The 15458-nt window shown below is 52.2% G+C and carries 11 protein-coding genes; 3 read left to right on the top strand and 8 right to left on the bottom strand.

Features of this window, described 5'->3' with window-relative positions; all coding sequences use genetic code 11:
- Positions 1 to 331 precede the first annotated feature (331 nt).
- The 5 genes from FHS72_RS04410 to FHS72_RS04390 form a co-directional block, all read right to left on the bottom strand.
- Positions 332 to 994, bottom strand: a complete 663-nt coding sequence (locus tag FHS72_RS04410) for a sugar transferase (protein ID WP_183526145.1) — start codon at positions 992 to 994, stop codon at positions 332 to 334.
- Between the two features lie 355 nt (positions 995 to 1349).
- On the bottom strand, positions 1350 to 2276 hold the full coding sequence (locus tag FHS72_RS04405; protein WP_183526142.1) for a sulfotransferase family protein: 927 nt from the start codon (positions 2274 to 2276) through the stop codon (positions 1350 to 1352).
- Positions 2273 to 3061: a formyltransferase family protein gene (locus FHS72_RS04400; RefSeq protein ID WP_183526139.1), complete on the bottom strand. Its 789-nt coding sequence runs from the start codon at positions 3059 to 3061 to the stop codon at positions 2273 to 2275. The genes FHS72_RS04405 and FHS72_RS04400 overlap by 4 nt, the downstream gene beginning before the upstream one ends.
- Complete coding sequence (locus FHS72_RS04395) at positions 3058 to 3942, bottom strand: PIG-L deacetylase family protein (RefSeq protein ID WP_183526136.1); 885 nt, start codon at positions 3940 to 3942, stop codon at positions 3058 to 3060. The genes FHS72_RS04400 and FHS72_RS04395 overlap by 4 nt, the downstream gene beginning before the upstream one ends.
- A 2-nt stretch (positions 3943 to 3944) precedes the next feature.
- Positions 3945 to 5114: a glycosyltransferase gene (locus FHS72_RS04390; RefSeq protein ID WP_183526133.1), complete on the bottom strand. Its 1170-nt coding sequence runs from the start codon at positions 5112 to 5114 to the stop codon at positions 3945 to 3947.
- Between the two features lie 337 nt (positions 5115 to 5451).
- Here FHS72_RS04390 and FHS72_RS04385 point away from each other — a divergent pair, with 337 nt between their 5' ends.
- The 3 genes from FHS72_RS04385 to FHS72_RS04375 are packed head-to-tail and all read left to right on the top strand — an operon-like array spanning position 5452 to position 9908.
- Positions 5452 to 7047 carry a hypothetical protein gene (locus FHS72_RS04385; protein ID WP_183526131.1) on the top strand — a complete coding sequence of 532 codons (1596 nt, stop codon included), beginning with the start codon at positions 5452 to 5454 and terminating at the stop codon, positions 7045 to 7047.
- Positions 7048 to 7078: 31 nt separating this feature from the next.
- Complete coding sequence (locus FHS72_RS04380) at positions 7079 to 8668, top strand: GMC oxidoreductase (RefSeq protein WP_183526128.1); 1590 nt, start codon at positions 7079 to 7081, stop codon at positions 8666 to 8668.
- Between the two features lies 1 nt (position 8669).
- A complete protein-coding gene (locus FHS72_RS04375) occupies positions 8670 to 9908 on the top strand; it encodes an O-antigen ligase family protein (RefSeq protein ID WP_183526125.1) in 1239 nt (412 codons plus the stop codon).
- Positions 9909 to 9960: 52 nt separating this feature from the next.
- On the opposite strand, the gene FHS72_RS04370 is transcribed toward FHS72_RS04375, so the two are convergent.
- The 3 genes from FHS72_RS04370 to FHS72_RS04360 all read right to left on the bottom strand — a co-directional run bounded on the left by FHS72_RS04370 (position 9961) and on the right by FHS72_RS04360 (position 15452).
- The gene (locus FHS72_RS04370) at positions 9961 to 12726 is read right to left on the bottom strand and encodes a G8 domain-containing protein (RefSeq protein WP_183526123.1); all 2766 of its coding nucleotides are present in this window, start codon (positions 12724 to 12726) and stop codon (positions 9961 to 9963) included.
- 531 nt (positions 12727 to 13257) lie between these two features.
- Entirely contained in the window at positions 13258 to 14514 is a 1257-nt protein-coding gene (locus FHS72_RS04365; protein WP_183526120.1) for a glycosyltransferase, read from the bottom strand.
- Positions 14511 to 15452, bottom strand: a complete 942-nt coding sequence (locus FHS72_RS04360) for a glycosyltransferase (protein ID WP_183526116.1) — start codon at positions 15450 to 15452, stop codon at positions 14511 to 14513. Before FHS72_RS04360 ends, FHS72_RS04365 begins: the two co-directional genes overlap by 4 nt.
- Positions 15453 to 15458: the final 6 nt, after the last annotated feature.

The raw sequence follows: 15458 nt of genomic DNA, 5'->3' as shown, positions 1-15458 counted from the left end.
CAGAACTGACTTGTACTTACTTCTGCGCCTTGGCAAACTTACTTTATGCCCTACATTGGTTCGTACTTGGGTGAATTTAACGAGGTTGTCTGACAGCATTGGGAATGGCCTGACTGTTAGATGGGTAAAGGCGAATTTAATGCAGTTTGTGCGTGCACTTGGCATCTTAGGCTTGCTTGTCGCCTTATCGATCGCCCTTAAATTATATCTTGGTGGGTCAATTTTCATTTGGATCGTCGGCGCGTGGATTTTCAGCGCGCCCATGATTTTGCTTGATGCTTGGTTATTCAGTGCGCGCACCGATCAAGCGGACAAGCCTGACGAACTGGGATCAGTAGGCACCGTTCAACCTGCAGTTCAAAAGCTTGCGCGCAGTCGTGCTGATGAGTGATATGTCCGTCCGCAACGTCGCGTTGTGAACATAATCGGCATCTTTCATCACGCGTGACCGATACGATCCGTCGGAACGTTCTGATGATTGCCACGGACCAGTCAAACCTGGACGCACTGAAAGATACGCCTCTTTGTGAATTCCGTAAAATTGCAGTTCATCTTTAACAATCGGGCGCGGGCCAACGACGCTCATGTCGCCGCGCAAGACGTTGAAAATCTGTGGAAGTTCATCAAGACTGGATTTACGTAGCAAGGCACCGGCACCGGGTACAACGCGGGGATCACGGCGCAATTTGCGACAGGTCTCCCATTCCATGCGAACCGCATGATTTGACGCCAATAGGTCAGCAAGCCGCTGATCGGCATCCATCACCATTGTTCTGAACTTAAGGCAATTGAACAGTTCGTTGTTTTTCCCAATGCGCGTATGGGAATAAAAAATTGGACCGGGACTAACAAGCTTTAACCATACCGCAATTAAAACCATCGCAGGCGCGAAGAGAAGAAGCATAATTGCTGCAACTATTAGATCAAAATAACGTTTGCCTTTAGAGTTTGTTGTCCAGTTATTGGATTCATGAATGATGTGCGAATGATACATATTCCTAACCATCTATTAATAAAATAATCGATTTTAAATCGGCAAAAATATAGAAATCGGCAAAAAATATAGCCGCGAGGTAGTTTCGTTAAAATATAGTTAACATTCTTGCGTGGGAACGTGCAGATCGCAAGCTATTTTTAGGTGGTGAGGCATGTCGTAGAGCTGTGCAAAGCCCCAATTTTCACATTGTTTTTAAGACTTTTCTTGCGTTTTGGGTTGGTGTGTTCATCGCATAAGTTGGTCGATTTCGAAAGGAAGATTTCAGATTTCATGCACGTAACTATGTGCCCCAACTATCTGCAAGAAAAGAAATTTTTATTTTATATGACGACTTCTAAAAACTGAATTTACGTTAACTGTCCTCATCAATAGGCATCACATTTTCGCCATAATTTGTGACGTTAAAATCGATGATGACGTTCGTCATTCGCGCCACCTGTTTATCGGAAAAATGTTTTCTCCATTTGGAAACCTGTTGCTCAGGCGTTTCCAATTTACTGGTTTTTTCCGTCATTCTGCTCGCTTTCCGCACAAGTGACAGCACATTGCCGGGCATCGATTCGCCCCATCTGTCGAAAACCCGCTGAATTTCGCGAGCAGGATCCATTGTCAGATTCTCATAGTGCACCCGTATTGTACGTTCATGGGTCAAAGGATCGTTCAAGGCCGCCTGATGGGTGCGGCACCACATCGCCACGATCTTTTCTTCATCGGTTGAGAGGCCGCGAATGTAGCGAGAGGTTTCGACCATGCATTGTGTATACGGGCCACGGTCGAGGTCGCGATCCATACCATCGGTATCGAAGTTGCCCATTTTGATCTGCGACGCAGCAATTGCAAATGGATGGCGTAGGAAATGGATTGGTTTCCGTTTGAATGCGATCTTGCGGACCATCCAAGGCAGGAAGCCATTGGCGCGGCAGCACTTAATGATCAGTCGTTCGGCCCGCAGAAAATCCACGGCGGGATTTGCCCAGCTAGTCCATTGGTTGATGACCCCACCTGACATTACTTTACGGATCAATGTTTCCGCCTCGGGCCAGTCGGCGTCGGCGGGAATGTACTGCCGCCAAGCAAAACCAAGATCCTTAACCTCGGGTACGTTGTCACGATGAAAAGGTTCCCATATCACTGCGCTTGGGGTTGCCGCACCCAAAACTTCGCTGATCCACGTTGAGCCGCTTCGGGGGTCGCAGCTAAGGACGATCGCATCCTCTGGCTTATGGCGCTTGACCCGCAATGCCGTCGATATGAACGCTGATCTGAGGTGTTGTTTCATGCCATGTCGCCAAATTCTGAATAACCCAACCGTGCGAGCAGTTTGCTGCGTTGCGTAACGGTTTTGTCTTTGCTGCGTTTGGGCGGGCCGCCGTCAGTCTGCATTTTCGGCTGCGCTGAACCGTCCAGTATGCTTTGCACTGCGTCGGGAACAACATTTAGTGCCGCCAGCAGATTTTTTGCGCGCACCATCTGAGGCGATATTGGTGCGTCAACTGAAGTCGGCACCTGCCGCACAATCGCGCCAGTATCTACACCTTTTTCGACGCGGTGTATCGTTAGGCCCACTGTGTCCATGCGATCTTCCAGCACTTGCCAGAACTCTGCCTGCGTCCCGCGATAATCGGGCAGCAACGATGAATGCATGTTGAACGTCCCTAGCGGAGGCAGGTCAAAGAGATCGGGCTTGAGGATTGGCGCCCCCGTCACGATAATCAGATCGGGAGATAAGTTGCGCAGCCAAGCGAGTGCCTGTGTTTCGTTCGGATTGGACGTTGTGAAAATGTCGACGCTGTCCGGCCATGCCATTGGCGGTTGTGCCATGGTGTCGAAATGCTTTTGCGCGGAGTTTTCCAAATCCAATTCGACGCGTCTGATGCGCCGTTCTAACGCGGATGCTTTGAATGCCTGCTTAATGTTGCGCAGTAGTGTTGCGCGCCGTCCGGGCCTGCGGTCAATCGCAAGCGTACCAACCAACCCTTGTCCGAACCGTGCGTGCAATGCGGCGGCCATCGCTTTGCCAAATGGGGCCGCATGGCAGATCAATATGATGCGCGCGAGGGTCATTTTCGGTTGCCGTCCTCGCGTGCAATAAGACGGAATATTTCGGTTTTTGTTAGAAAATGCCGCGTGAACGTGTCCGGCAGTCCGGACCATTGTGGTTCAGGGTCGTAGGTGCCCAGTTGGGATTGATGGGCAGCCAGCGCTGCTTTCTTCAGGTGTAGGACGCTTTGAGTCCGCACCGATATCATCGACCAATCGCGGATAGTGTTCAGCATGTCTTTGACGCCTGCAACGAAACCTTTGGTATTGGTCATATCCTGCACGCGCCATGATCGGAAATCGAAGCACCAGACCGGATATTCCAAGATGCGAACGTAGCCGGCGTAGTCCTGCAAGGCCAGATGGGTCGCTTGTGCCAGTGCGGTATGGTCTGGGTGACCATCGCGTTCGGCACACACGAAGACATCGTCGGGGCGCGTCGCGTGCAGCAGGGTCGTGATGGCGGTGGTGAGAGCTGCGATATCCCCTGCCAAATCTCCATCTGGTTGCTTGAGAAAGCGCACGTCGTTCGTGTTGACACCGAGCGTTTTGCAAGCGGTTAGGGTTTCCGTCTCGCGCAATGCAATCAGTGCATCCAATGTGGTGGCCGACCATATTTCGTGGCGATGTGACGCCGATCCATCAGTCGCGACAGCAACTGTTACATCAGTTCCTGCGTTGCGCTTTAACGCAATGACACCGCCGCAACCAAGCGTTTCGTCGTCCGCGTGTGGGGCCAGAACGAGCGCACTGCGCTGTGCAATATCTGCGCTTTGGTCTTTTGCCTTTGCCTTGAGGGCATGGTGCATGGCAAAACAAGCCAAACGTTCGGCCCTTGCCCAGAACGCACGGCGTAGTCCATTTAATTTGTCTGACCGAGCGACGGGCTGATTGGAACTTTGCATATCTAACGGTCCATTTTTTGGAGGTCGGAGAGAGTAAATTCGTGCCGCCGCATCAGTCCGATAATCTTTCGCATCACCTGAATTGGATTTTCTGACCGATTTGGTTGCACCCCTTCTTGTGGGACAGGTAGGTTCAACTGCTTCAACCGACTGGGAACTGAACTAAACCTGTGTGTTTCGCAGATGGCATCGCGCGTCTTGGCTGCAAAGTGCCGCGAGCCGACCGGATCATGACGCATGTTTTCGATAAGTCGTGCGGTATCATGGGGGTCGCAATAGACGGCAAGATTGCCAAACGTCGGTTTCAGCCGTGGATCAAGGATACAAAGCGCACCCATCAACATGGCCTCAGCGACGGTACGGCCAAAACTTTCGCTGGCATCTGGGTGAAAATGATAAACGAAAACATCAAGTTGATCTAGAAAATCGGGCACCGGTTCGGCGTTGAATGGCAAGATCGTCCAGTCGTCAGTGTCCACGCCCATTGCCGCGATGTCATCGGCTGGCAGCCCCATGACGCGGATCTTGCACTTAGGAAGGGTCGGTAGGCTATCAGCGATGGCTTGCGCGGTTTCGGGCCATTTCAACAGATCAGAACGCCCATGGCGGCCGATTGTGATTGTATCGGAGGTAAATGTTTCCTTTTTCGGCTGCCACGCGTCCACGTCAAACACGTTTGGCCAATCCTGTGAGGCAAGACGTATTAAAGGTGAAAAGGAACGCAGTTGTTGCCGGCAAAGCCCCGATACAGGCGCCCACATCGGGCTGACGCCCGTAAAATACCGCGCGCGTTGTGTTGTTGTGATGGGATCATATTGAAGCGATCCGTCGCCGCGAAACGGAAGATGATGTGCAACCAAATAGGCGTGGTCCGCTTCCAGCTGAATCGGCTGGTCCAGTCCGTAATAGAACGTCATCGGATGATGCAGGAAAACGGTGCGTGCACGATGTTTTTGGCGCTGGGCGCTGGGCAGGCAAATGACCCGATTGTCCTGACATAGATTATCAATAATTGCGCTGCGCTTTGCAGACCGAGATTTAATATACGAACTACGCACTTCGACTAAGCCGACTGACTGGCCGTCGTTCAGAAATGCGGTGACGTCACTCGCCGCCGCGGCGGCAGTTCCACCTTCAAACCGCGAGTCGATGACGCAGATCACATCCAGCATTTTTGTGCCCCTAGCGCGAAACCGACGGCGCGAAGACAGTCCTGAATCAGCTTGTCACGCAAAGGGTCGTTGGGATTAATCGCAATCATTTGCCAATCCAATTACTCCTCAATACGAAGTCAGCGCTGAGAAATAATAGCGCTTTATATCAAATTATTCAAAATACTAACCGAAGGGCGGGACTTATGACAAGTCTTGCACGAATCGCAGAGTCGCCTTAACTGTTAATACATTATTTTTAATATTTTTTTGTTTTGGCGTATATATGTTTAATCATGAAAAGCGCTTTGGCGTGCAAATTGCGTTTCTTTTGAGTGCAGTTTCAGTGACTGCATTGATGATAGCCATTTCTTGGTACTTGGCCGGAAGTCCGGGTACGAATGGTATTGATGACGCCGCGATTACGCGGTCCTATTCCGAAAACATCGCACACGGCCATGGGTTCGTTTACAATATAGGCGGAGAACGGGTTGAAGGTGCCACGTCCTTCTTGTGGACGATACTTGTTGCAATCCCCTATCTGTTTGATGGGAACGTCGAATATCCCATTCTTGTCGCGACCACCTGTCTTACAATTGCGGCTGTTTTTTTGGCCTTGCGCTTGACCGCGCGCGCTGTAAATGACACGCCGCCGATCGTTGCTGCCTTAGCGATGTCCATCGCGATGGTCGGCTTACCCGGCTTTTTTATATGGTCCGTTTGGTCGATGATGGAAGTCGGACTTTGGACCTTCCTTTGCCTACTATTGCTTGATCAATTGTCGCAACTGACCGAAGCAAAAGACACGCCACCCCGCTGGAATATTGCCGTTTTCTGCGGGGCCATTGGGTTACCGTTAGCACGACCAGAAGGTGTTGCGGTGGCGGTTGGGTTACTGGTTTTGGCTATGTTTCTGCGCCCCCGCGCCTTCCGCCCGCTATTGGTGGCAATTCTTCTATCAGTGTCGTCGTTTGCCGCTCTTATTTTTGGTCGAATGATCTATTTTGGATACCCGTTTCCAAACACCTACTATGCAAAAGTGTCGGCGGATCGGATGCAGAGCATCAGCGAAGGCACCAAGTATCTGATTGATTTTTTGATAACTTATCCGTTTGCTGAAGTGCTTTGGGTGGGGTGGATCATACTTCTGGGATTCAGTTTGCGACGCGGATTGAAAGACATGTCGTCCAGTTATTGTACGCGCATTCTGTGTGCTGCTTTTGTTTTCGGCATCCTGTTGTCCTACGTTCTGCTTGGCGGGGATCATTTTGCGTATTGGCGTTTTTACCAGCCGATGATGCCGATTTTCGCAATGCCTGCTGTGGTTGCCTTGGTTTGGTCTTTCCGAAATATCGCGGAACGTTTTGAGCGCGCGGTCATTGGGGCTGGAGCAGCCGTGTTAACCGGCGCGTGGATCGTTTTGAATAACATGCATTTCTTTCAATCGCGTTTTGATGTGGGTGGTGAATATCACTTGTCTAAACGTGGTGAAAACTTTGGCACTTACATGAACAGTTTTGATCCTCTGCCCGTCATGGGGGTAACTGCCGCTGGTGGTATTGCGCTGACTTATGACGGCGAATTGCGTGACCTTTTGGGGCTCAATTGGGTCGAAATGGCGCATGCTAACCCGATAAAAGATGGATTTCGTAACCACGCCAGTTTCGATGCTGCGACATTTTGGAAATATCCTCCGCAAATTGTCCCGCTTTACAACCGCAGCACATGTCAGCGCGAGCGGTGGACCGAACAATCTGGCGCAGGTGAAACCGGCGTGAAGCAGTTGTATGTGGAACCAAGGTTTCAGCAAGCTTATGTGCCGATCATCCTTGAGAGGGATCGTGGGCGCTGCACCAATGCTTTCGCGTCCAAGGAATGGCTGGCGCAGATTGACGACGATCGGATCATCAGTGCCAATTGGGATGATCTGATCATTCTAGGCCAGCGCAGGTGACATGCATTTACATCAAATCGGAGGGACGGTAATGCCTTTCATCGATTTGGATCGTGCGTCAACGCGTACCTACGACGCCTGCGTAATCGGATCAGGGCCAGCGGGCATGGCCGTTGCGGTGTCGTTGTCACAAAAGGGCCAATCTGTTCTATTGATCGATGCAGGCGGCACAGTACCGACGCCGGGCCCTGCCGCAAATCTGTCTTCGCAACAGTCCCACGCACCGTTGTGCCAAACCAACTGTCGTGCGTTGGGTGGCACCAGCTGGATGTGGGGCGGTCGGATCATGCCATTATTGAAGCGTGATTTCGTACAGATGAACTGGCCTTTAACATATGACAGTTACGCCGCTTATTTGGATGAAGCGGCCGCGTTTCTAGGTGGGTCCACGCTGGGACGCCCGTTTGTCCGCGAAGACATAGACCGGATTGACTGCAACGCGGTCGAGATGTTGGCGGCGGATCTGCCGATCGCCCAACGCCATGCCAAGGTGCTGGATGCACAGGATGGGCCTGCGATTCTGTTGTCCGTTGTTGCGACCGGTCTGAACCTTGTAACTGATCCCGATGGTCGCGTGCGATGCATAGGGCCGCGGGTGCGATCATTGTCTAATGAAGCGGCTGTTGATCTGGTGGCACGCACAACGATTGTCGCCTGCGGTGGTGTCGAGACGGCGCGACTATTGCTAGCGGTTCAAACCCGAAACCCTAATGAATTGGGACATTTAAAAGCCCTTGGTCGCGGATATTGCGGTCATCTTACAGGGTCGATTGCGCAGATGGTTTTGAGAAAAAGTGTGAGACCAGATGGTTTTGGTTGGGTGTCGCGCGTGCAAGGTGGTTTCACGCGACAAGTATTCCGTATGACACAAACAGAGCCGGCATCTGGGGCGAATGTGTTCTTTTGGGCGCGCAACTGTCCGATTGAAGATGCGGCTCATGGGTCGGGTATTCAATCGCTGAAGTACATTTTGCGGCGACTGCGTGATGGACGCGGGTCTGCAAGTGAAACAGGTTCACCGGTTTTGCGGCACTTAGTCAACGTCGTGCGCGACGCGCCAACGTCGCTAAAGGCTTTGCCCGGAGTATTGCGGTCCAAATTCAACAGGTCGCGTCAACATCTGGACCACCTGATCGCAAATGGGGCAAATGCCTACAGATTGTGCTATCATGCGGAACAGAGTCCATCTGATACCAATTTTATCGCGCTTTCTGGGCCAGTATTGCCGGACCAACTACCGGACATAAAAATCAGCTATGCTTTTTCAAAAGCGGACGCGGAGGCGGTCCTGCGGGGACATGAAGCGCTGGTCAAGGAATTGGTCGCGTCGAATGTCGCCGACGTGATCTATGACGAGCCCATCGCAAGGAGGGTGGACGCGATTTTGAAAACAGCGAGCGACGGTTTTCATCAAATTGGCATTGCCCGCATGGGAAAAAATGCGGCTGACAGTGTCGTCGATCAACACTGCAAGCTGCACGGTGTCAGCGGCATTTACGTCGCGGGATCAAGTATTTTCCCGAGCAGCGGTGCCGCCCCTCCAACTCAGTCAATTGTGGCCTTTGCACTGCGCCTGGCAGACCACCTGACGCGTGCGCCTGTATCTAGCGGCGGTCCGTGAAATGTCTATTGCCGTGAATAATCCGACTGTCCCAATCGAACATCAGGCCAGTCATGCCGTTGAAAAGGCGTTGGTTGTGCTTTGGTTTGTGGTGACGTTTACAGTTTTCAAGAACGACGAACTGATCCTCTACGCGCTCGCGTTCTATTTTTTCTACGCATTTGTCCGGCAAAGAGACGAAACGATCCCGCTACTTTTCAAATGTTGGCCACTGCTGTTGTTGCCCCTTTGGGCGCTGGTATCGTCGGGGTTCGGGGTTGTCCCGCAAGTCGCGATGCGGACTGCGGTTCAGATGATCCTCACACTTCAAATTTCGATATTAATCGTTGTTTGGTTACGTCCCCGCGAAATCATTTTAACGGTCCTTGCCGCGACGGGGATTTGCGGTGTGCTGAGCGTTTTTATCACATCTTACCACGATGGTGCGATGACCGGGATTTTCGCCCATAAGAATATGCTTGGTGCAAAAATGCTGATGCTGTGGACCGCCGCGTTATGCGTCGCTTTGGACCGGTGGATACGCCTGTGGGTGCGACTGGTCGCGGCGGGTATGTCGATTTTGGCCTTTGCACTGATTTTGGCAAGTCATTCGGCGACCGCGCTAGTGTTGGCCTTGGCGATTGTTGGGATGATTAGCACATTCGCATTTTTCGCGGGCAGGGGGCGGCTCACGCCAGTCTCACGGTTTGCGTTCGGTTTGATTTTATTTGGAATTGCCGGGCTTACGATTCCTGCGATTGCCAGTGAAGCGGGATCATTTGTTGATTCCGCTCTCGGGTCGCTTGGGAAAAGCCGGACCCTGACCGGACGGACGGACCTATGGGCTTATGCCGAAGATGTCATCAGAGAGCGTCCTTGGATCGGACATGGTGCGGGCGGTTTCTGGCGATACGAGGAAAGCGATCTCGTCCGCGAAATTTTTGCAGAATTTCACAAAAACCCTAACCAGCACTTTTCGTTTCACAATAGTTTTTACGAAATCACGGTGCATTTTGGTCTTATCGGGTTAGCGTTAACTCTCTTCACGCTGGTCTGGATTTACCTCGGGCAGTTCAAACAATTGTTGCTGCGTGGCGGCCTTCCGTTCGTGTTCTTTCCGACCATCGCGGTGGTGGAACTAATCCGGTCATTTGTTGAAAGCAGTTTGATGAAACCCTTTCAGATCGCGAATGTGCTGATCTTTATCGGGGTTATCTTGACCGTCAAGTATCCGTTGACGCGTGGACAGTCGGGTAGGTGAGGGTGTCAGTAGCCCCTCCCGAAGGGCGAATCTTCGGGAGGGTATCGTGGCTTTAAAGTAAGTCAAACTGGTCTGCGGTTTCCAAGACAAGGTCGTTCGAGTCGTCCGCTGGTGGGCCGACTTGTTCAATCGTCACATCAATATCGAACAAAAGGTTCACTTGGATCGGCGTCCCTTGGACAATGTCCATATCCGCCAATTCGATCTGCACGTCAGCGGACGAGCCGATAAACTCAAAGGTGCCGACAAGCAGTTCTGAAAGCGCAAAAGCCGCGTCACCACTCGAAAAGGACCCGGACTGGTCGGTGCTGCTATCGAGATCAGTCAGCTGCATTAAGTTACCGTCAGCATCAGCGGCCACGGACTGCTTAAAGATCTTTGTGAAAACGTCTGCGATTGTGAACGATATGATAGACCAGAATGACGCCCAAACGATATTGTTCGGGGCCTCTGGAACCAATGTATCGCCACCGGACGTGTTACCGCCGTTCATATCACCACCCGAGGTATTGCCATCGGACGTATCGCCATCGGGCGTATCAACATCGGACGTATTGCCATCGGACGTATCAACATCAGACGTGTCGCCACCGGATGTATCTCCCCCAGACGTGTCACCGCTATTATTATCGACGCCAGCCGAGGCTGCGAAAAGAGTTTGATAGCTGTCGAGCGGTGTGATTTCTCCGGATGGTAAGTCGAAGCTGGTAATCTCATGTTGCTTTAGAAATGAGTCCTCAAAACCAGTGAGTTCAACATCTATCCGATAAGCAAAGTGTTCGCCTGTCACGCGGTCTGTCACCCACAAGGCCACTGGCATGATCCATCCTGCGCCGTCGCGCATCGCGCCATGAATGGCGATGAGTTCTTCCGGTTCAGGCGACCCGATCTTGGTGGAATGGATGTCGATCCCGTCTTTGTCTGACGATGTCGTGGTCGTCCAGCGATTGGACCCAATATCAATTGTGCCTGCGCTGTCCTTAATCGTTCCCGATATGTACAGGTTGTCATCTTTGCGGCCTAATGTCAGGTCGGATGATCCATCAATCGTGACAATCGGTTTAGCAAGAAGATCGACGTCGTCGTAAGATTGCAGCCGCTCTTCGCCGTAATAGTCAGCTTGGATTTTGTTCGCGATATTCTTGAACGTCAAACCAATATAGACTGCGTCGTTGTTCAAACCGTCATCGGAGATCGCATTTTTGAAGTTTTCAAAATGCGTGTTGATGATCGACGTGCCTTCGTGTTTGCCCGGCACTTTGATCGCGCGACCTGCCCCGTCACGACCGATAAACAGACCGTCACGAATGACGTATTCGCCTGTGTAGCTGAACATGTCGAGAACCCGGTCAACTTCCCATGCTTTCAAACCGATAATGTCGCTACGCAAATCGGTCGACAGCGAAGCATCCTGCCTGTGACCGGTGTCGATGACTGTCCCGACTGCAATCGCTTCGTTATCGTGAAACCCGATGATCGCGGCTTCTTCATGGTTGAAGTCCGATTTAAAGGGCATCGGATCAAAGTCGATCGCAGCCCGATCAGGATCGTCGGCACTGGTTTCCGCCGCGCGGAACATCCAGCCGGTGTTGGCGTTGGCCGCGATATTGTCCTGTTGTAGGATCTGGCGAGCTTGGTTTTCGAAAGCAACGCCGGAATGTCCGAAATCGGCGTCCAGTTCATCGCGGCCGATCGTGAACTTTTCACCGTGCCCAGTGACACCGGTAACGAAGTTGCCAATCCATTGACCTGTTTCGTCCCCGTCTTCGGAAACGATACCTGCGCCCTGAATGTCGTGGACAAAGTTATAATCAATCGCGGCAACGCTTGAATGCTGTACGATCCCCCAGCCAGGTGATCCGTGCACTGAATTGCCGTACAAAACGGCCATATCGCTGCCTGCTTCGGTTCCGGTTTCATGTAAATGTAACGAATAACGGCCTGCTACATTGTCGGTTTCATTCAAAAGTTCGCCTTTGTCTGTCCGTCCCAGATCAGTGAACTCAGCAAATGCGATATTGACGTCAGGCGTATGCATCATCATCACGTGACCGCGCACACCTTCAGGGTTTTCAGAAGAAAACTCTACGTTGCGGGTCGAGTTTCCGACATAGATATCCAGATCATGGCCGTCAGGTGTCGTGTGGTTGTGATCCAGCGCGCTATCAAGCGTGATCGTGATGCCATTCGGGCCTTCACTGATGGCTGTTATTTCGCGGTATTCGTCCTGAAACTTCTCGTAGGCTGTGCCCATGACAACAATCGTGTCACCGACAACCCATCCATCTGTTCCTGACTCGAGCGTGATGGCTTTCGCGCCCGACATCGCGTTGCCATCTAGCGTGCCATAGGGGCTTTTTTCGGCGCCGTGGATGATAACCTTGCCCTCAGCGACCAGTCCGTGCCCCAATTGTTCGGGGTCTTCAGATAGATCAAGCGGTCCGTCACTAAATACGATGTTTGTTTTCACATCCGCATGAATCGGGTTTTCTGCGGTCCCAATCGTCAAAGTCGACATCAGCCCTGTATAGATCGATTCGACGATCATATTGGTGTCTTGGTCGGTCGCAAAATTCAGTGTTCCGTCAACACGGACGATGTCGAGTTTTGCGTTTGAAGTGGCGTTGTAGGTAACTTCGATCCCCATTGGAATGTGAACCAAAGCACCTTGCGCTGGTACTTTACCATCCTCCCATGTGTCCGGATCAGTCCACGCGCCAGAATTGACTGCCTTGTGAGTTGCGTCGTTGCCGTCAAAAATTTGGTTCGTCATGCCTGTTGAACCGTCAGACATCATCATGCCTTCAGTGCCGTTCATTTCCATTTCTTTTCCCGATTTGGCCCCGAGTGGCGGGGTCTGTATAATTCTGTTTCCACGTTGTTTGCCTGCGGCAGCGCTACCCGTAGAATTGGGAAAATTAGGAAGATTAGGTTAAATTGGCGTTACAGGGTCTGATTTGGCGGTTTGATCACGCCAAAGTCCCATCACATTTGAACGTGAATAGGGCGGCAATCGCGTGATAAAGCGGCCAGATAACGACAGCGTGAGTGGTGGTATCGTGTCAGCCTGATTGGCGCAGTCCCGTGCGGCAATGCGTGCTGAAGATTTTGTCCTTTTGAGTGTATTTTATATGCAGGGCCCAACTAGGACGTGAGTTCGCGGCTGGCTAGGACCTAAATTCCGGGATGCCGAAATGTCCCCGAAATAGGCAGAATCACGTCACGAATTGTGTCAGGTTTGGCGAACTCTCGCCGGAACTCATAAAATTTGGGATTCTCGCGCCATATTACCTGACGGAATTTTTTAGGCTGTTTTGCCTAGGAAAGACCATAAACGCCTGAAAACGAATCACTCAGCCAGAATGTTGGACAGATACGTGTTGCTCAGTCGATCTAACGCAGCCTGTCCGGCCTTTGATGCGGCTTTGCGCAGGTCATCATTCTGCAGAAGCTGCGCCACCTTTTCCGCGAATTCAAACGGTGTTTCAGCCGTTGCTACGATATCGTCCAGTTCACGACCAAAGGGGCGGGTCGCCTTGTCAGTCGCAACAACAGGCAGACCAAGCGCGAGGTAATCTATAATCTTGATCGGGATGCCACTGCCAAGGTCCATCGGCGCAAGTCCAACAGCGTTGCAACTAACCGCTCTGGCAAGGTCAGGCACCGCACCGATCAGCAACAGCCCTTCGCGTGCGGCGATCTCTGGTTTGATTGTGTCACCAATTGTCCCGACGATATGAAGTTTTGCGAGTGGAATGCGCTGTCGCACGAGCGGCCAGACTTTTGTACGCAGATATGCCAGCGCCCCGTCATTTCCAGCATGTTTCGAGCCGATGAAGACCGCGCATATATCGTTCGGTCGTTTCGCTTGGGTCGTAAATGTCGGAACCTTCGGTCGCATCCAGATGTGCTCTGCCTGTGGCAGTGCGTCCTGCAACGCATCGATTTCAGTACGACTCGCATGGATTACGATTTGAGCGGCGTCACATCTACGGGCTTCGTCACGCAAAGAAAGGTCAACGTGGTCCGGCACAAGGCCCTGCGACATGAAATTCTGCGCACGCAAAGAGAACAAGTCGTGAAGAAACACCAAACGCCTTTGTTCAGGGAATGCGGCTAAAAGCGGTGCGAGGCTACTATATTCCACCGTCACTAGTTCGGGTTTGCAGTGTTTTGCCCGCGCAACTGTGACCGCAGTCTCGGCTTGGCCAAGCACCTGCCCCAATTTGCTGGGATAGGCGGTCGTGCGTTGCCTGCGCACCGCGCGGATTGCCTCGCATCCCAATCGACAAGCAAATCTGGCCCATACCTTTGGTGATGTCGACACATAGCGCCCAGCCAAGTGCATTGTGCCCGACCAATCAATGTCGTCAACGACCGCTAGGATATCGGGATGCACGCGTGACCAAGCCAGATTTCCAAAGGATCGTTGGGGGGCAAAGACCAAGGTCATATGAAGCGACTGTGCGCGGCAAAGCACGAGGTAAGCCAATAGATATTGTCCGCTTCCGCTTTGGACATCGTCCAGCCGTCTGGCAACAATCATCACGGCACGCTTTGTGGGACTTTTTTTGTCCATGCCCGATTGGGTTTGATCCTTGATCATCGGTTTCGTCCAAACCGTTTTGCAATCGCCTCGCTCAGATGCAATGCGACGCGTCCTGCCGCACGTGGTCGTTTCAGCAACGCCATCATCGACTGATCAAGGCGACTGGATTTAAGATTGCGCAAAAAAGTCTCGGTCGTTTGCAGATCGCGTAGGTTCTCGCGACGAATGTTCATCCATTTGCGCAGTGTGATCTGGTCCGTCGTGCTGGCGACCTGATCGTCGGCGATCTGCAATGCGCGCAGGTGCGCATCGTTTGCTTTGTGCGAAACAGATCCGTGCCGACGCGTGTAGTTGTACCCGATCTGTGCGGTGAAATAGACGGAGGCTGCGTTGAGAAGTGCGTTGAGTATAAGGTGATAGTCCTCGCCGTTTCGTAGGGTTTCATTGTAATGCAGGCCTTTTTGACGAACGAATTGGGTGGACATAACAGGTTTCGCATAGCCAAAGCTGACCTGTGATCGCGCGAATGCATTCAGCGCGACCCAGTCAACGGCGCTGATCAAGCCAGCGGATTTGCAGCTCGACAGGGCCGCGTCGGGGACCACGTCGCCGTTTTCGAGAACTGATTGAAAATCGTCCAGGACGATGTCCGCGTTTTGTCGCTTGGCGATATCAATCATGCGGCGCAGGCGGTTGGGCTGAAAGCTATCGTCGGAATCAAGCACTGCAATCCAATCGGACGTGACCTGCGCCAGCGCCAAATTGCGCGCAGCTGCTGGACCCTTGTTGGCGGGCGCCATGATGGTTTTGATGCGGGTGTCTGATTGCGCTAGCCGTTCCAGTACTTCTAGTGTGTCGTCACTTGAGGCGTCATCGACCACGAGAATTTCTAGCGCCACATCGGTTTGCGCCAGCGCACTTGCAACTGCGCGGTGGATAAACGGCGCCGCATTATAGGCTGCGATGATGACTGACACACTAGGCTGGGCTGTCATTTGGCG

The sequence above is a fragment of the Yoonia ponticola genome (assembly GCF_014199395.1).
GTDB classification, from domain to species: domain Bacteria; phylum Pseudomonadota; class Alphaproteobacteria; order Rhodobacterales; family Rhodobacteraceae; genus Yoonia; species Yoonia ponticola.
This window is presented reverse-complemented; position numbering and strand designations above follow the sequence as displayed.